Here is a 15,447-nt window from a genome sequence, read left to right as displayed (position 1 = left end):
CGGTGAGCTGTTGACAAAGCGGCGCGCAGCGCTCCCGGCTGTGGTAGGAGCGCTGGTACGACAGAACGACAAGTACCTCGAAGAGCCCAGCCCCGAAGGAGAGAGAAGCGATCGGAGCTGGTCAGAAACGGTCGGAGATGCGCGCCACGCAGAGGGCGCGCTCTTCGAGGGCGCGACCGTACTTCACCCGATCGGGGGACGCCTCACACCCTCTCCGCCGGTTGACAGGTGCCCCCTGTGCCCCAGTGCCCCATGCCCCGTGCCTCAGCGCTCACCCGCGAGGTCGACATCGCCGCGAGTGACTTCCGGGGTCGCGGTCGGAGCACCGGGGCGCCACGGGTGCGCGAGGGGCGCGGACACCGCACGCCACCACGCGTCGGTCGGAAGCGTCCCGCCGGGCTCGAAGGGCTCGCCGGGGCGCGGGAACGCGGCCGCCTGCCCGGCCTCCTCCGCGGCGTCCTTCGTCCACTCCCCCGGCTCCGCCCACGCGTGCAGGGACAGGTTGAAGGTGCCCCAGTGGATCGGCAGCAGCACGCCGTGCGGCCGGCCGCCCTGCAGGTCGAGGTGGGCACGCACACCGTCCGCGGGCGACATGTGGATGTCCGGCCACTGCCCGGGAAGCGGGGTGCGGTCGGTGTGTCCCTCGGGCCAGTACTCGGAGTACGCCCCGATCTGGATCATCGTGGCGTCGAACGGCCCGTACTCGGCGCCTATGTCCTTGAAGCCCTCGAAGTACCCGGTGTCGCCGCTGTGGAAGATCCGGTGCTCGTCCCCGGCGACGGTCCAGGAGGCCCACAGGGTGTGCTGGGTGTTGCGCAGGCCGCGGCCGCAGAAGTGGCGGGCCGGGGTCGCGGTGAGGGTGAGGCCGCCGACCTTGGTCGCCTCGTGCCAGTCCAGCTCCCGCAGCCGGTCGGGGGACACGCCCCAGTGTTCGAGGTGGGCGCCGACGCCGAGCGGCACGGCGAACAGGGTGTCCGCGCCGGCCAGCGCCTTGATCGTGGGCAGGTCCAGATGGTCGTAGTGGTCGTGGGAGATCACGACGACGTCGACCGGGCCGAGCGCGGCCAGCGGGAGGGGTGCGGGGTGCAGCCGCCTGGGTCCGGCGAAGGGGAAGGGCGAGCAGCGCTCGCCCCAGACCGGGTCGAAGAGCACGCGGTGCCCGTCGATCTCCGCGAGCACACTGGAGTGCCCCATCCAGGTCAGCCGGAGTCCGGTGGCGGGCGGCTTGGCGATGTCGGCGAGTGTGGTGGCGTGCACGGGGATCGTGCCCGCGGGGGCGCGCCGGGCGCGGTCCTCCTTGGCGAAATAGCGCTTCGCGAAGTCGAGGGCCGAGCCGGAGGGCCGGATCCGGGACGGACCGCCGGGATTCTGGAAGACCCCGTCCTTGAAGTGGGGTGATCTGCGGATGCGCGCCATGCGCTCACCGCTCGGGTCCGCACCGAAGGCCGCGGGCTGAAGCGCGCGCAGCCCGGAGCTCGGGGAACGGAAACCGGTCACGGGACCTCCAGATGGAGTCGGGGTATCCCATTATGGTCGGACCCTCCGACAACCGGGGCCGGGCGGTTCACGCCCCGCTGTCCGGCCCGCCCCCGAAGACCCCCTCCCGGTGCGTCGACAGGGCATCCGGAGGCTGTCGATACTGAACCCACATTCAGTACGCTCGCCCGAAAAGCTGAGCGTCGAGGAGCTGAGGAGCCCCCATGACCGCGTCGCCCCTGTTGTCCCTGACCTGGGTCGACCACATCACCGGCCGCCGCGGCCATCTCGTCGTGGACCGGCTGGTGCGCGGAGTGGCGAGCGGCGGTCTGCGCATGCGGGAGGGCTGCACGCTGGAGGAGGTCGCCGGGCTCGCGCGCGGGATGACCATGAAGGAGGCGCTGCACTACGACCCCGAGAGCCGTTACGTCCCGCTGGGCGGCGCCAAGGGCGGCATCGACTGCGATCCGCGCCACCCGGAGGCGTACGGGCTGCTCGTGCGCTACCTGCGCGCCATGCGGCCGTACGTGGAGAGCTGCTGGACCACCGGCGAGGATCTAGGCCTCACGCAGGACCTGGTCGACCGGGCCGCCGCCGAGGCGGGCCTGGGGTCGTCGATCCAGGCCGTGTATCCGCTGCTCGACGACGAGGCCGCGGCCCGGCGGCGGCTCGCGGACGCGTTCGCCGTGGAGGTGGACGGCATCGGCCTGGACGAACTGGTCGGCGGCTGCGGGGTCGCCGAGTCGGCGCTCGCCGCCCTGGACCGGGCCGGGCTGCCGTACGCGGGGGCGCGGGTCGCCGTGCAGGGGCTGGGCACCATGGGCGGGGCCACGGCGCGTTTCCTCGCGCGGGCGGGCCTGACGGTGGTCAGCGTCGCCGACGTCAAGGGCACGATCGCCAACCCCGCGGGCCTGGACGTCGAGGCACTGCTGGCCGCGCGGGACGCCCACGGCACGGTCGACCGGGGTGTGCTGCGCCCCGGCGACCGCGAACTGCCGGGCGACGCCTGGCTGTCGGCCGACGCCGAGGTGCTGGTGCCGGCGGCGGTCTCGTACGCGATCGACGCCACGAACCAGGAGGTGATCACCGCGCGCTGGGTGGTCGAGGCGGCCAACATGCCCGTCCGGCCCGAGGCGGAGGCGCTGCTGTCCGCGCGCGGGGTGACCGTGCTGCCGGACGTCGTGGTCAACTCCGGTACGAACGCCTGGTGGTGGTGGACCCTCTTCGGCGACATCGGCCCGGACGCGGACGAGGCGTTCGCCCACACACGCCGCTCCATGCGGGCCCTGGTCGACCTGGTGCTGACCCGCGCGCAGACCGACGGAACGACCCCGCGGGCCGCCGCACACGCCATCGCCACGGACCGGCTGCCCGTGATCGCCGAGCGCTTCGGCTGGTACCGGTGAGGGCGCCCCTGGGCCTCGCCCGGGACCCCGAGGGCGCCCTTGGGCCTCCACAGGGACCGCCGAGGGCGGTCCTGGTCGGCCCGGGCTAGGGTGACCGCGTGGCGAGAGTGCGGTTGAGCGTGGCGGAGCGGCGCGAGGAGTTGTTGCGGGCCGCCGTCGAGCAGATCGAGGCGCGGGGCGTGGCGGCGGTGCGGATCGCCGATGTGGCCTCGACGCTCGGTGTGAGCAACGCGCTGGTGCTCTATCACTTCTCGACCAAGGAGAAGCTGGTCGCCGCCGCCTTCACTCACGCGGCCGAGGACGACCTCGCACATCTGCGCAAACTGCTCGGCCGCCGCACGACGGCACTACGACGGCTGCGGGCCGCCGTGCGCTGGTATGCCCCGACGGGCCAGGCCAAGGGCTGGCGGCTGTGGATCGAGGGCTGGGCGGCTGCGCTGCGCGAACCTGCCCTGCACGAGGTCACCCGGGACCTCGACCAGCAGTGGAAGGCGGCGATCACCGAGGTCATCGCGGAGGGCGTGGCGGGCGGCGAGTTCGCGTGCCCCGACCCCGCCGGTGCCGCCCTGCGCCTGACGGCCCTGCTCGACGGGCTCGCCGTACAGATGACGTCGTACGAGGGTGCGGTGCCCCGGGTGCGCGCCCTCGAGTGGGTCGACGACGCGCTGGCCCGGGAACTCGGCGTGGCACGGGAGGCGTTGACGGCGCCGGAGCGTTGATCGCTCTCCGGCGCCCGCCCGGCTCGCCGGGCCTCCCGGCCCGCCCTCACGCCACCGCTGAGATCCGCGTCCTGATGTCGTCCGGCGACAGCATGCCCTTGGCCGTCACATGATCGCCCGAGGACTCCCCGCGCAGCCGGCGGCCGATCCACGGCACCAGGTACTCGCGCGCCCAGTGGACGTCGTCGCGCCGCACCTCGAGCGTCCCGCGCACCGGGAGCGGCGGCCAGGGCTGCTCCGGGTCGGCGGGGATCTCGAGGCCGAGGGCCTGCCCGGCGCGCAGCGCCACGCGCGTGTGCCCCTCGGGAGAGAGGTGCAGCCGGTCGTGGTCCCAGGCCCGGCGGTCCTGGACGGACTTCAGGGACCACAGGTCGAGCACGGGACAGCCGTACCGGTCGGCGATGGCGCGGACGTGCCCGTTGTACGTGGCGATCTTGCCGCGCAGGTGCTTGAGCACGGGGATGCCACGGGTGTCGAAGCCGGTCGTCACCATCACCGTGCCGGCCGCGGCGGTCAGCGCGGTGATCGCCTGCTCGAAGCGCTCGGCGACCTCGTCCGGGTCGGTGCCGGGGCGCAGGATGTCGTTGCCGCCCGCACAGAAGGAGACCAGGTCCGGCGCGAGCGCGACGGCCTGCGGGAGTTGGTCCGCCACGATCTGGTCGAGGAGTTTCCCCCGGACCGCGAGGTTGGTGTACTCGAAGTCGCCCTCGGGCCGCCGGTCCGCGAGCAACACCGCGAACCGGTCGGCCCAGCCGACGAACGCCCCGTCGGGGCCGGGGTCGCCGACGCCCTCGGTGAAGCTGTCCCCCACCGCCACGTACGACCCGATCACTGATCTGCTGTCATTCTTCGAATCGTCTGCCACAGCAGTTCATGATTCACCCCCGAATGTGACCTACGCGACCGTAGGCAGGGGTTGACGGGCGGTGAGATAAGCCACTCCTAAAGAGTTTGCCAATCCGGGAATAGGGACCACACCCGGAAACCGCTGATGCGGAAGTGGCTCCACGTCGTGCGGAACGCGAAGTGGCCGCCGGTGTACGGCTCCGGGTCGGTGTGGTCGAAGACCAGCCGCCCGTTGTTCCACCAGCGGACCGTGGAACCGTCGGACACGACGCGGACGCGGTTCGGCTCGTTCGCGACGAGCAGCGGCTCGGTGTAGTCGTAGAGCAGCGGGCGCACCCCGGCCTGGCCGACGTAACGGCGCAGTCGGGTGGTGGTGTTGGTGTTGGCGCCGTAGCCGACGTAGTACGTCTTGAGGTAGTCGTACTCGGCGAGCGCGCCGCCGCGCCGGGTGGCGAAGAGGTCGTCGGGAGAGCGGACGTCGACGGCGTTCCAGAAGTTGTTGAGGTCCGAGACACGGTCGTTGACGCCCCCGGCGGAGACGGGCGTGGCGGTGTACTCGATGGCGTACGGGCCCGCGAGCGGTTTCCTGAACCAGATCGTCGCCCCGGCGGGTACGTCGACCTCCAGGGTTCCTCGGGCGGCGGTGACGGTGCCGCCCTGCTCGAGTTCGACGGCCCACTGACGCAGGCCGTGGCGGAAGTCGTCGTGGGCGATGAGGCGGCGGTGGCGGGGCGTGGCGCCGGCGGTGGTCGCGGGGGCGAGGGCGGCCAGGGCGGCGCCGGCGGCCAGGGCACCGAAGGCTCTGCGCGTGCTCGTCACGGGGTAACAGCTCCTCAGCGGGGCGGGACTACGGATGGAAAGCGCTTGCCGTCTGACGGGGATCACCTTCCCCCGACGCCGCCCCCGCTGTCGACTCCTCTGACGCCCCCGCCACAGGACCGCAACGCGGCGATCGTTCACGACTGTGACTGGCTTTACCGTGCCCGGACATACCGAAGGCCGGACCCGGGGATCGGGGTCCGGCCTTCGGCAGCGTGTCAGGCAGGGGGTGGCGTGGTCCGTCAGCCGACGGTGACGCCGTGCGCGCGGAGGTAGGCGACCGGGTCCACGTCCGAGCCGTAGTCCGGGGTGGTCCGGATCTCGAAGTGCAGGTGCGGTCCGGTCACGTTGCCGGTCGCGCCGGAGAGGCCTATCTGCTGGCCCTCGGTGACGGTCTGGCCCGCGGACACGGCGATCGAGGACAGGTGGGCGTACTGGGCGTAGTAGCCGTCGTTCAGCTTGATGACGACCTGGTTGCCGTACGCACCGCCCCAGCCCGCGGAGACGACCGTGCCCGCGGCCACGGCCTTGAGGGGCGTGCCGGTCGGGACGACGAAGTCGACACCGGTGTGGTAGCCGCTGGACCACATGCTGCCGGCCATGTGGTACGGGGTGCCGATGGTGGCGCCGGCCACGGGGAGGGTGTAACCGCTGCCGGTGGAGGCGCTGTCGGCCTGGGTGGCCGTGGTGGCCTTGGCGGCGGAGGACTTCGAGGACGTGGAGGTCTTCGAGGGCTTCGAGGAGGTCGGTGTGCCGGTGCTCGTTGCGGCCTTCTTGCCCAGGGAGAGCTTCAGGCCGGGGTGAATGAGCGACGGGTCGGAGCCGATGGCCTCGCGGTTGTCGGCGTAGAGCTTCTTCCAGCCGCCCTGGACGTGCTGCTCCGTGGCGATCTTCGAGAGGTAGTCGCCGGACTTCACCGTGTAGGTCCGCGTGCCGGCAGGGCCGGAGGTGGTCTTCTTCTCCGCCACCGGGGCGGACTGGACGGCCTTTTCCGGAACGGACTGGGAAGGAGTGGCATGGGCGCCGGTGGCCCCGAGAAGGGGAAGTGCGAGTGCGACGCCACCGGTTCCGGCGACGGCTATGGAGCGGGTGAAACGTTGAGTCTTCGGACGGCGGTGCTTACCCTTCGCGGGCATGGCGAATTCCTCTCCGGCGCCTGCGAGGTGAGCTGTCGGGTGCGAGCTGGAGATGCCCGGCCGCGCCGAGGCGCGACTTAACCCCAAGCCGTTCCGGGAACCGGAACAGGCGGTCTTACCTGTGGGTCCCCCGCTCCTGCCGTACACGGGTCAGTGGGGTGCGGTTCTCCGGGCGGCGGCAGGATTGGGCGTCCGTCCGGATTGGTGGATGAACGTAAGCGACCAGGACTCAAACGGACAAGCGGAGGGTTGCGCGGGAATGCGTTTCTCGTGATCGGCGCGAGAATCCCCGGTGACACTCCGTGCAGTACACAGGCATCGGTTTTCGTGAAAGTCCTTGAAAACCATCGGAATTACGTGGACATGACGAGCGACGCACCGTCACGGATATGACGCTAATCACGTGACGCCGCTCCAGACCCTTTTCTTTTAAAGCGAGTTCGGATCAAAATCCGCAAACTCGGACAGAACTCTCAGATGCGGCGCAGCCGGAGAACTGCCGCATCCAGGTCGCCCCGCAGCCCAGTACGCAATCCGTGGTGCGACAACACCGCCCCTCGGTGGATTTCGCCGGTTTCGAGGCATTCGTACGACGCTGCCGGGTCGAGCCCGCGCAGCCTCAGCGCCGGTACGGGCTCGCCGTGGTGCTGCGCCTGGAGCCAGGCCAGGACCACGGACTCGTCCCCGCGGACGTACTGCACGGCGCTGAGTCCGCCCCGCGGAGGCCGCAGCCGGTGGAGGTCGCCGTGCTGCACCAGCGGGCGGATCTTCTTGTACAGCTCCACCCACTCCCGGGCCTCCGCGAGCTCCTCCTCGGTCCACTGGGCGAGGTCGCCGCCGACCCCGAGGACGCCCGCCATGGCGCTGACGAACCTGAAGCGCAGGGAGCTGACCCGGCCGTTGAGCTGGGTGTTGGGACTGTCGGTGACCCAGGCGGCCATGACCCGCGCGGGGTGGATCTGGCTGAAGCCGTGCTGGATGGCGAGCCGGTCGAGGGGGTCGGTGTTGTCGGAGGTCCACACCTGGTCCGTACGGCTCAGCACGCCGAGGTCGATCCGGCCGCCACCACCCGAGCAGGACTCGAAGGCGACGCCCGGGTGGGCCGCGCGCAGCCGGTCCAGCAGGGCGTAGAGGGCGTTGACGTGGTCGACCCAGAGTCGCTGGGGGTAGCCCTCGCCGGGCCAGCCGGCGTCGGTGAAGCAGCGGTTGAAGTCCCACTTCACATAGTCGATCGGGGCGCTGGACAGAAGGGTGTCGAGCTGCCGCCAGAGGTAGTCCTGGACATCCGGGCGGGCGAGGTTCAGCACGAGCTGATTGCGGAACTCCGTCCGCTTTCGTCCCGGTTGGTACTGCACCCAGTCCGGGTGCGCCCGGTACAGCTCGCTGTCCGGGTTCACCATCTCGGGCTCGACCCAGATGCCGAACTGCATCCCGAGCGCGTGGACGTAGTCGGCGAGCGGCTTCAGACCGCCGGGGAAGCGGTCGGGGTTGGGCCGCCAGTCGCCCAGTCCGGCACGGTCGCTGGTGCGCGCCCCGAACCAGCCGTCGTCGACCACGAACAGCTCGACGCCGATGGCCGCGGCCCGCCGCGCGAGCGTGGCCTGCTGCTCCTCGGAGATGTCGAACTCGGTGGCCTCCCAGGAGTTGAACAGCACGGGCCGGTCCCGGTCGGCGTCCGGAACGACGTACGTCCGCTGGTAGGCGTGCCAGGCCCGGCTCGCCCCGCCGAAGCCGCCGTCGCTCCACAGGCCCGCGAAGACCGGCGTGGTGTACAACTCCCCTGCCGCGAGCCGCAGCAGGCCCGAGTCGTCGTACCCGGCACCGCCCGTGATCTGCACGCGCGCGTCGGGAAGCTGGGCCACGGCGATCCGCCAGGAGCCGGACCAGCCGAGCGCGCAGCCGTAGACCTCGCCGCGCTCCTCGGTCGCGTCGGTGTCGAGAGCGACCCAGGGCAGGTGCTGGTGACCGGTGTGACCGCGGCGGCTGCCGATGACCTTCTCACCGTAGGTGAGGGGGGAGGACGTCAGCCGGGACTCGGCGGCCCAGCGGCCGTGCAGGTGCGACAGGCGCCAGCCCTCGCGGTCGGGCAGGGTCCAGGTGGCGGAGTCGGCGCGCAGCAGCTCCAGGGACTCGGGTCCCTGGTTGTCGAGGGTGACCCAGCGCTCGACCACGTCGTCGCGCATCCGGTGGTGCAGGGTGACGACCAGCCCGGCGTCCCGGAAGCGCAGGCGCAGCAGGTCGCCCTCGGTGTCGTACGCCTCGAAGCGCCACTCGGTGCCACGTCGCTCGTCGGTGCGCACGGACAGCGCCGGGCGGGTGAAGCGGGGGCCGCCCTCGACGGGGTACTCCTCGCGGCCGTCGAGCGGGGACTCGAAAGGCCAGTAGTCGGGCAGCGGGCGGACGGCGAGCGCCTCGGCGTCCGCCAGGGCGATCTTGGGGCCCCAGTGCAGGTGGAGCAGCTCGTCATCCTCGGTGACGTGGACGGCGTAGCTGCTCGTGGGTCCCGAGAGCAGCCACGTACGGCCGTTTTCCGCGATCTCCAGCATGAGGCCTCACAGATCCGAGCAGGTGCGATCAAGCGGCAACATCATCGAGTCCCGGGGGCGTCACCTGCAACGTCTGTGGACAACTTGTCGTCGCGGGGTGTCGCTCCGGGACGGCCTGTGGACAACTCGTTGGTCTCTCCATCGGTGTCGTATGGTCGAGACCGCCCCCCGTCGGCCATTCGACGAGCCGCGCAGGCGGGGGCCCGACTGGGAGGAGCCCCCGTGACGCAGCAGGTCCCGTCGACCGAGCCCGAGCTGGCCGCAGTGCGCAACTTCCGCGACGTGGGCGGACTGCCGACGGCGGACGGACGGCGGGTGCGGTACGGGGTGCTGTTCCGCAGCGGCCATCTCGCGCACGCCACCGACGACGACGCCGCGTTCCTCGCCTCCCTGGGCCTGCACACGATCTTCGATTTCCGTAACGCGGCGGACCAGAAGCTGGAAGGGCAGGACGTCGAGCTGCCGGGCGTGCGCAATGTGAACCTGCCGCTGTCCGACCCGGCGGACGGCGCCGAGTTCTGGAAGATGGTCCGCGACGGGCATGTCGACCAGCTGCGCGGGATCCTCGGCGACGGCAAGGCCGCCCAACGGATGATCACCTCGTACCGCAAGATCATCAGGGAGCGCACGGCCGAGCACTCCCAGGTGCTGCACGCGCTCGCCGAGGACAGCGTCCCGGCCCTGATGCACTGTGCGGCCGGCAAGGACCGCGCGGGGCTGTCCATAGCCGTGACGCTGCTGGCCCTGGGCGTGGAGCGTGAGGCGATCGTCGCCGACTACCTGAAGTCCAACGCCAAGCACCGCCGGTACAAGATGCACCGCGGCGGTTCCTCCGCGGGCGCCTACTCCCCCGAGGTCGTGGAGCTGCTCAGCCCCCTCTTCGACGCCCGCGCCGCGTATCTGTCGGCGGCCTTCGAGACCATCGAGGAGACCTGGGGCGGCGTCGACCCCTACCTGGAGCAGGGGCTGGGACTCGCCCCCGAGACCCGGGAGCGGCTGCGCGAGCGTCTCCTCGACTGATCGGATCCCGGCCGATCGGGTCCTCCACCGATCGGGTCTTCGACCGATGGGGTCCGCTACTGCCGGGCCCCCGCCTCGAACAGCAGCCAGATGAAGGCCGCGAGGAGGTGTCCCCCGGCGATGTAGATGGCCAGCCGGACCCAGAGGGCCCGGGGGAACTTCTGCTCGAGGTCGCTCATGGCGTCTCTCCCGTGGTGGGGCCGAGGCAGAGCGTCGCCGTGGGGCTCTGCAGCAGCGTGTGGACGAAGAGGAGTTCGACTCCGTCGGGGTCCCGCGCGGCGATGCGGTGCGGGTTCAGCGAGTCGAAGTGGGCGCTGTCGCCCGGCCCGAGCCGGTGCGCCGTGTCGCCGAGGCGCAAGAGCAGCCGCCCCTTGAGGACGTGCAGCCACTCCTCGCCGGGGTGCACCCGCACGATGTCGCCCTGCGAGCCGTAGGGCACGTGCACGCGCAGGGCCTGCATCCCGCGCCCGGGGGCCCCGGCCTGCCAGTACGTCCAGCCGCCCGCCGCGGTCGGCTCCATGTCGGCGGCCCGTACGACCGCGTCCCGGTCGGCTGCCGTCTCACCGAGCAGTTCCGAGACCGTCGTACCGTAGATGCGGGCGAGCGCGAGCAGCATCGGCAGCGAGGGCTGGCGCTGCCCGGTCTCCAACCGGGAGAGGTGGGCGGGCGACAGGCCGGCGGCGCGGGCCGCGGCCTCCAGGGTGAGGGAGGCGCGGCGGCGCAGGGCGCGCAGGTGGGGCGCGACGACGGCTTCGATGCCGGCCTCACTGTCGGCCCCGGCCCGGGGGTCGGGTTCGGAGGGGTTCACGCCTCCATTGAGCCAGACGGTTTGCCTCTGCGGCAAACTCGTTGCCTCAGAGGCAAAAACCCGCCGGTCGCCTCTATCGGTTCGCCACCGCCTGCTTGATCAGCGTCTTGCTGAAGTCCCACATCAGCCCGCCCCCGTTGTGCGCGTCGTCCATCACCTCCGTGAAGGCGTCGACGAACCGGTCCACCTCGCGCTCGCCGATGATCAGCGGCGGGATCAGCTTGATCACTTCCAGGTGGTCGCCGGAGACCTGGGTGAGAATCCGGTGCCGCTGGAGCAGCGGGACGACCACCATCTGCGCGAAGAGCCCCTTGCGGGCGGCCTGGAGCATCGCCCAGCGACTGCGCAGCTTCAGTGACTTCGGTCTGCCGAACTCGATGCCGATCATCAGTCCCCGGCCGCGGACGTCGGCGAGCAGCTCGTACTTGTCGACCAGGGCGGCGAGCCGGGACCTCAGCAGCTCCCCGGTGGCGCGCGCGTTCGCGACAACCTGCTCGTCCTCCATGACCGACAGCACGGCGAGCCCCGCCGCCATGGCCTGCGCGTTGGATCCGAAGCTCGCCGAGTGGACCAGCACGCGGTCCATCGACGAATAGACCTTCTTGAAGATCCAGTCCTTGCCGAGTGTGGCGCCGACCGGCACGTAGCCGCCGGAGAGCGCCTTGGCCACACACACCAGGTCCGGTGCGACGCCGTCCTCGTGCTGGTAGGCGTAGAAGTCGCCGGTGCGGCCGAGTCCGGTCTGCACCTCGTCGGCGATCAGCAGCGCCTTGTTCCGGTGCAGCAGTTCCTGCGCGGCGCGGAGGTAGCCGGGCGGGGCCTCGTGCACGCCCTTGCCCTGGATCGGCTCGACGACGAGGGCCGCCACGTCGCCCTTCTTCAGCTCCCTCGCCAGTGCGTCGAGGTCGCCGAGCGGGACGGCGGTGTCGGGCAGCAGCGGCGCGAAGCCGTCGCGGAAGCCGGACTCGCCGTTGACGGACAGCGAGCCGGTGGTCAGCCCGTGAAAGGCGTGATCGCAGTACAGGACGCGGGGTTTCCCTGTCGCGTACCGGGCGAACTTCAGTGCTGTCTCGACCGCCTCCGTGCCGCTGTTGCCGAAGAACACCCGGTCCAGGTGGGGGCTGTGGGTGAGCAGCCGCTCGGCCAGCAGCCCGGGCAGGGGCTGGCAGTCGAAGCGGGTGAGGTCGGCGAGCTGGGCGTCGAGGACGTCGTGCAGCGCCTTGCGGACGACGGGGTGGTGGCGGCCGAGGCCCATCACCCCGAACCCGGCGAGCATGTCGAGGTAGTCGTCGCCGTCCGCGTCCCAGAAGTAGGCGCCCTCTCCCCGCTCGTAGACCTTGTCGAAGCCGATGGTGTGCAGCATGCGCGGGAGCTGGTGGTTGAGGTGCTTGGCGTGCAGCTCGTAGCGCTCGGCTCCGCGCTCGGCGAGCAGGGCACCGAGGTCGAAGTCCCCGGCCCGGCCCGACGGCTGCGACGCGGATTCGGCGGTCGTCATTCCTGTTTCTCTTTCCCCTTGGTCGTCTCTTCTTTCCCCTTGGTCGTCTCTTCGTCGACGGTCGGGCTCGCCCCCCGCGCGGCCGGACCCGCTTCCCTCTCTGCCGACCCCACCTCCCTCACGGCCAGGCTCGCCCCGATCCGGCCCGCGACGTCCACCGGCGTGAGGCCGATGTCGGCCAGCACCTCACCGCGCTTGGCGTGCGTGAGGAACTGCTCCGGGATGCCGAACCGACGGACCGGCACATCGACGTCGGCGTCACCCAGGGCGAGCGCGACGGCGGAGCCCACGCCGGCCGCGCGGCTGTTGTCCTCGACGACGGCCACCAGCCGGTGCTCGGCGGCGAGACCGGGCAGGGCCGGGTCGACGGGCTTGACCCAGCGGGGGTCCACGACCGTGCAGCTGATCCCGCGGGCCTCCAGCAGCTCGGCGGCCTGGAGGCACACCGGTGCCATGACACCGACGGCCACCAGCAGGACCTCGGGCGTGCCGGGCCCTCGGTGCAGGACGTCCAGCCCGCCGACACGGTCGATCGCGGGCACCTCCGGCCCGACCGACTCCTTCGGGAAGCGGACCAGCGTGGGCGCGTCGTCGACCGCGACCGCTTCCCGCAGCTGCGCCCGCAGTTGTTCGGCGTCTCGCGGCGCGGCGATCCGCAGACCAGGGACGACCTGGAGCACCGACATGTCCCACATGCCGTTGTGGGAGGCACCGTCGACGCCGGTGACCCCGGCCCGGTCCAGCACGAACGTGACCCCGCAGCGGTGCAGGGCGACGTCCATGAGCAGTTGGTCGAAGGCACGGTTGAGGAAGGTGGCGTAGACGGCGACGACGGGATGCAGTCCGCCGGTCGCGAGCCCGGCCGCGCTCACCGCCGCGTGCTGCTCGGCGATGCCCACGTCCCACACCCGGTCCGGGAAACGTTCGGCGAACCGGCCGAGGCCCACCGGGTGCAGCATGGCCGCCGTGATCGCCACGACGTCGTCGCGTTCCTCTCCGATCCGGACGATCTCCTCGCCGAACACCGACGTCCAGGACGGCCCGTGGGCGGGAACGAGCGGCGCGCAGGTGAGGGGATCCATGGCGCCGACGGTGTGGAAGTGGTCCTCCTCGTGCGCGAGGGCGGGCTCGTAGCCTCGGCCCTTCTCGGTGAGGCAGTGCACCAGGACCGGCCCGTGGAAGCGCTTGGCGCGGCGCAGCGCGGACTCGACGGCCATGGTGTCGTGCCCGTCGATCGGGCCGACGTACTTCAGCCCGAGGTCCTCGAACATGCCCTGCGGGGCGAACGCGTCCTTGAAGCCCTTCTTCGCGCCGTGCAGCGACTCGTAGAGGGTGCCGCCCACCAGTGGCGTCCGCAGCAGGACGTCCTTGCCCCAGGCCAGGACCCTCTCGTAGCTGTCCGTGGTGCGCAGGGTGGCCAGGTGGTTGGCGAGGCCGCCGATGGTCGGTGCGTACGAGCGTTCGTTGTCGTTGACGACGATGATCAGCGGCCGGTCCTTGGCGGCCGCGATGTTGTTGAGCGCTTCCCAGGCCATGCCGCCGGTCAGCGCGCCGTCGCCGATGACCGCGACCACGTGGCCCTTCCCGCCCTGCACCTGACGGGCCTTGGCGAGTCCGTCGGCCCAGCCGAGCGCCGTGGAGGCGTGGCTGTTCTCGATGACGTCGTGCTCGGACTCCTCGCGGGAGGGGTAGCCGGACAGGCCGCCCTTGCCGCGCAGCTTGGAGAAGTCCTGACGTCCCGTCAGCAGCTTGTGCACGTAGCTCTGGTGGCCGGTGTCCCACAGGATGCGGTCGACCGGTGACTCGAAGACCCGGTGCAGCGCGATGGTCAGTTCCACCACGCCCAGGTTGGGTCCCAGATGGCCGCCCGTTCTGGCGACCGCGTGCACCAGGAACTGTCTGATCTCCTCTGACAGTTCACCGAGTTCCGCCTCGGACAGCGCCTTCAGGTCGCGTGGTTGCCGGATGTTCTCCAGGATCGTCACGCTCGGGCCCCCTCTCGGTCCGTGCCGTTCAACTCACGGTGACGGTCGGTTCCCCCGACGCGGCGCCGCCTTCTTGCTCCATCTGCTCGGCGATCCTCATCGCCTCCTCGATGAGGGTCTCCACGATCTTCGACTCGGGCACGGTCTTGACGACCTCGCCCTTGACGAAGATCTGTCCCTTGCCGTTGCCGGAGGCGACCCCCAGATCCGCCTCCCGGGCCTCGCCGGGGCCGTTGACCACACATCCCATGACCGCGACGCGCAACGGGACCTCCATGCCCTCCAGGCCCGCGGTGACCTCGTCGGCCAGCTTGTAGACGTCGACCTGGGCCCGCCCGCAGGACGGACAGGAGACGATCTCCAGTCGGCGCTGCCGGAGCCCCAGGGACTGAAGGATCTGGATGCCGACCTTGACCTCCTCGGCGGGCGGCGCGGACAGCGACACCCGGATGGTGTCCCCGATGCCCCGGGAGAGCAGCGCCCCGAACGCCACCGCCGACTTGATCGTGCCCTGGAACGCGGGACCCGCCTCCGTCACCCCGAGGTGCAGCGGGTAGTCGCACTGCGCGGCGAGCTGGGTGTACGCCTCGACCATCACGACGGGGTCGTTGTGCTTGACGGAGATCTTGATGTCGCGGAAGTCGTGCTCCTCGAAGAGGGACGCCTCCCACAGCGCCGACTCCACGAGGGCCTCCGGGGTCGCCCTGCCGTACTTCTGCAGCAGCCGCCGGTCGAGTGAGCCGGCGTTGACGCCGATGCGGATCGGGGTGCCGTGGTCCTTGGCGGTCCGCGCGATCTCCTTCACCCGGTCGTCGAACTGCTTGATGTTGCCGGGATTCACCCGTACGGCCGCACAGCCCGCCTCGATGGCGGCGAACACGTACTTGGGCTGGAAGTGGATGTCCGCGATCACCGGGATCTGCGACTTGCGGGCGATGGTCGCGAGGGCGTCCGCGTCGTCCTGCGTGGGGCAGGCGACCCGGACGATCTGGCAGCCGGACGCGGTGAGCTCGGCGATCTGCTGCAACGTGGCACCGATGTCCGACGTACGGGTCGTCGTCATCGACTGCACCGACACGGGGGCCCCGCCCCCGACGGCCACCGGACCGACCTGGATCCGCCGCGACACGCGCCGCTCGGCGATCGGCCGGACCGGTACCTCGGGAACGCCCAGGGGGACGGCCGTCACGG

The 15,447-nt window shown here is 71.1% G+C and carries 13 protein-coding genes and 1 riboswitch; of the genes, 3 read left to right on the top strand and 10 right to left on the bottom strand.

What is annotated here, in order from left to right; genetic code table 11:
* Nucleotides 1-264: 264 nt before the first annotated feature.
* Nucleotides 265-1,497, bottom strand: coding sequence for an MBL fold metallo-hydrolase (locus ACGFNV_RS02915; protein WP_393618859.1), 1,233 nt, complete (start codon nucleotides 1,495-1,497; stop codon nucleotides 265-267).
* Between the two features lie 203 nt (nucleotides 1,498-1,700).
* On the opposite strand from ACGFNV_RS02915, the gene ACGFNV_RS02910 reads away from it, so the two are divergent.
* Together ACGFNV_RS02910 and ACGFNV_RS02905 are read left to right on the top strand one after the other, a co-directional pair.
* On the top strand, nucleotides 1,701-2,882 hold the full coding sequence (locus ACGFNV_RS02910) for a Glu/Leu/Phe/Val dehydrogenase dimerization domain-containing protein (protein ID WP_393618857.1): 1,182 nt from the start codon (nucleotides 1,701-1,703) through the stop codon (nucleotides 2,880-2,882).
* 98 nt (nucleotides 2,883-2,980) lie between these two features.
* A complete protein-coding gene (locus tag ACGFNV_RS02905) occupies nucleotides 2,981-3,601 on the top strand; it encodes a TetR/AcrR family transcriptional regulator (RefSeq protein WP_393618855.1) in 621 nt (206 codons plus the stop codon).
* Between the two features lie 46 nt (nucleotides 3,602-3,647).
* Here the strand turns inward: ACGFNV_RS02905 and ACGFNV_RS02900 are convergent, their stop codons facing one another.
* The 4 genes from ACGFNV_RS02900 to ACGFNV_RS02885 all read right to left on the bottom strand — a co-directional run bounded on the left by ACGFNV_RS02900 (nucleotide 3,648) and on the right by ACGFNV_RS02885 (nucleotide 8,948).
* On the bottom strand, nucleotides 3,648-4,433 hold the full coding sequence (locus tag ACGFNV_RS02900) for an SGNH/GDSL hydrolase family protein (protein ID WP_393618853.1): 786 nt from the start codon (nucleotides 4,431-4,433) through the stop codon (nucleotides 3,648-3,650).
* 110 nt (nucleotides 4,434-4,543) lie between these two features.
* Entirely contained in the window at nucleotides 4,544-5,266 is a 723-nt protein-coding gene (locus ACGFNV_RS02895; RefSeq protein WP_393618851.1) for a DUF6250 domain-containing protein, read from the bottom strand.
* A 242-nt stretch (nucleotides 5,267-5,508) separates the two neighbouring features.
* Nucleotides 5,509-6,402, bottom strand: a complete 894-nt coding sequence (locus tag ACGFNV_RS02890; protein ID WP_393618850.1) for a peptidoglycan DD-metalloendopeptidase family protein — start codon at nucleotides 6,400-6,402, stop codon at nucleotides 5,509-5,511.
* Nucleotides 6,403-6,406: 4 nt separating this feature from the next.
* Nucleotides 6,407-6,568, bottom strand: a riboswitch (cyclic di-AMP (ydaO/yuaA leader).
* 307 nt (nucleotides 6,569-6,875) lie between these two features.
* Nucleotides 6,876-8,948 carry an alpha-galactosidase gene (locus tag ACGFNV_RS02885; protein WP_393618848.1) on the bottom strand — a complete coding sequence of 691 codons (2,073 nt, stop codon included), beginning with the start codon at nucleotides 8,946-8,948 and terminating at the stop codon, nucleotides 6,876-6,878.
* Between the two features lie 222 nt (nucleotides 8,949-9,170).
* On the opposite strand from ACGFNV_RS02885, the gene ACGFNV_RS02880 reads away from it, so the two are divergent.
* A complete protein-coding gene (locus ACGFNV_RS02880) occupies nucleotides 9,171-9,968 on the top strand; it encodes a tyrosine-protein phosphatase (protein WP_393618847.1) in 798 nt (265 codons plus the stop codon).
* A gap of 56 nt (nucleotides 9,969-10,024) precedes the next feature.
* Here ACGFNV_RS02880 and ACGFNV_RS02875 read toward each other — a convergent pair whose 3' ends face one another.
* From ACGFNV_RS02875 to ispG, 5 genes are all read right to left on the bottom strand, one after another.
* Complete coding sequence (locus ACGFNV_RS02875) at nucleotides 10,025-10,147, bottom strand: DUF6126 family protein (protein WP_133925567.1); 123 nt, start codon at nucleotides 10,145-10,147, stop codon at nucleotides 10,025-10,027.
* Nucleotides 10,144-10,776 carry a helix-turn-helix domain-containing protein gene (locus ACGFNV_RS02870; RefSeq protein ID WP_393618845.1) on the bottom strand — a complete coding sequence of 211 codons (633 nt, stop codon included), beginning with the start codon at nucleotides 10,774-10,776 and terminating at the stop codon, nucleotides 10,144-10,146. The genes ACGFNV_RS02875 and ACGFNV_RS02870 overlap by 4 nt, the downstream gene beginning before the upstream one ends.
* A gap of 73 nt (nucleotides 10,777-10,849) precedes the next feature.
* Nucleotides 10,850-12,271 carry an aspartate aminotransferase family protein gene (locus ACGFNV_RS02865; protein ID WP_393618843.1) on the bottom strand — a complete coding sequence of 474 codons (1,422 nt, stop codon included), beginning with the start codon at nucleotides 12,269-12,271 and terminating at the stop codon, nucleotides 10,850-10,852.
* Nucleotides 12,268-14,256: a 1-deoxy-D-xylulose-5-phosphate synthase gene (dxs, locus tag ACGFNV_RS02860; protein WP_393618841.1), complete on the bottom strand. Its 1,989-nt coding sequence runs from the start codon at nucleotides 14,254-14,256 to the stop codon at nucleotides 12,268-12,270. Before dxs ends, ACGFNV_RS02865 begins: the two co-directional genes overlap by 4 nt.
* Nucleotides 14,257-14,284: 28 nt before the next feature.
* Entirely contained in the window at nucleotides 14,285-15,445 is a 1,161-nt protein-coding gene (gene ispG, locus ACGFNV_RS02855) for a flavodoxin-dependent (E)-4-hydroxy-3-methylbut-2-enyl-diphosphate synthase (RefSeq protein WP_393618839.1), read from the bottom strand.
* Between the last annotated feature and the right edge of the window lie 2 nt (nucleotides 15,446-15,447).

The sequence above is a fragment of the Streptomyces sp. NPDC048751 genome, from assembly GCF_043198595.1.
Taxonomy (GTDB): Bacteria; Actinomycetota; Actinomycetes; order Streptomycetales; family Streptomycetaceae; genus Streptomyces.
This window is presented reverse-complemented; position numbering and strand designations above follow the sequence as displayed.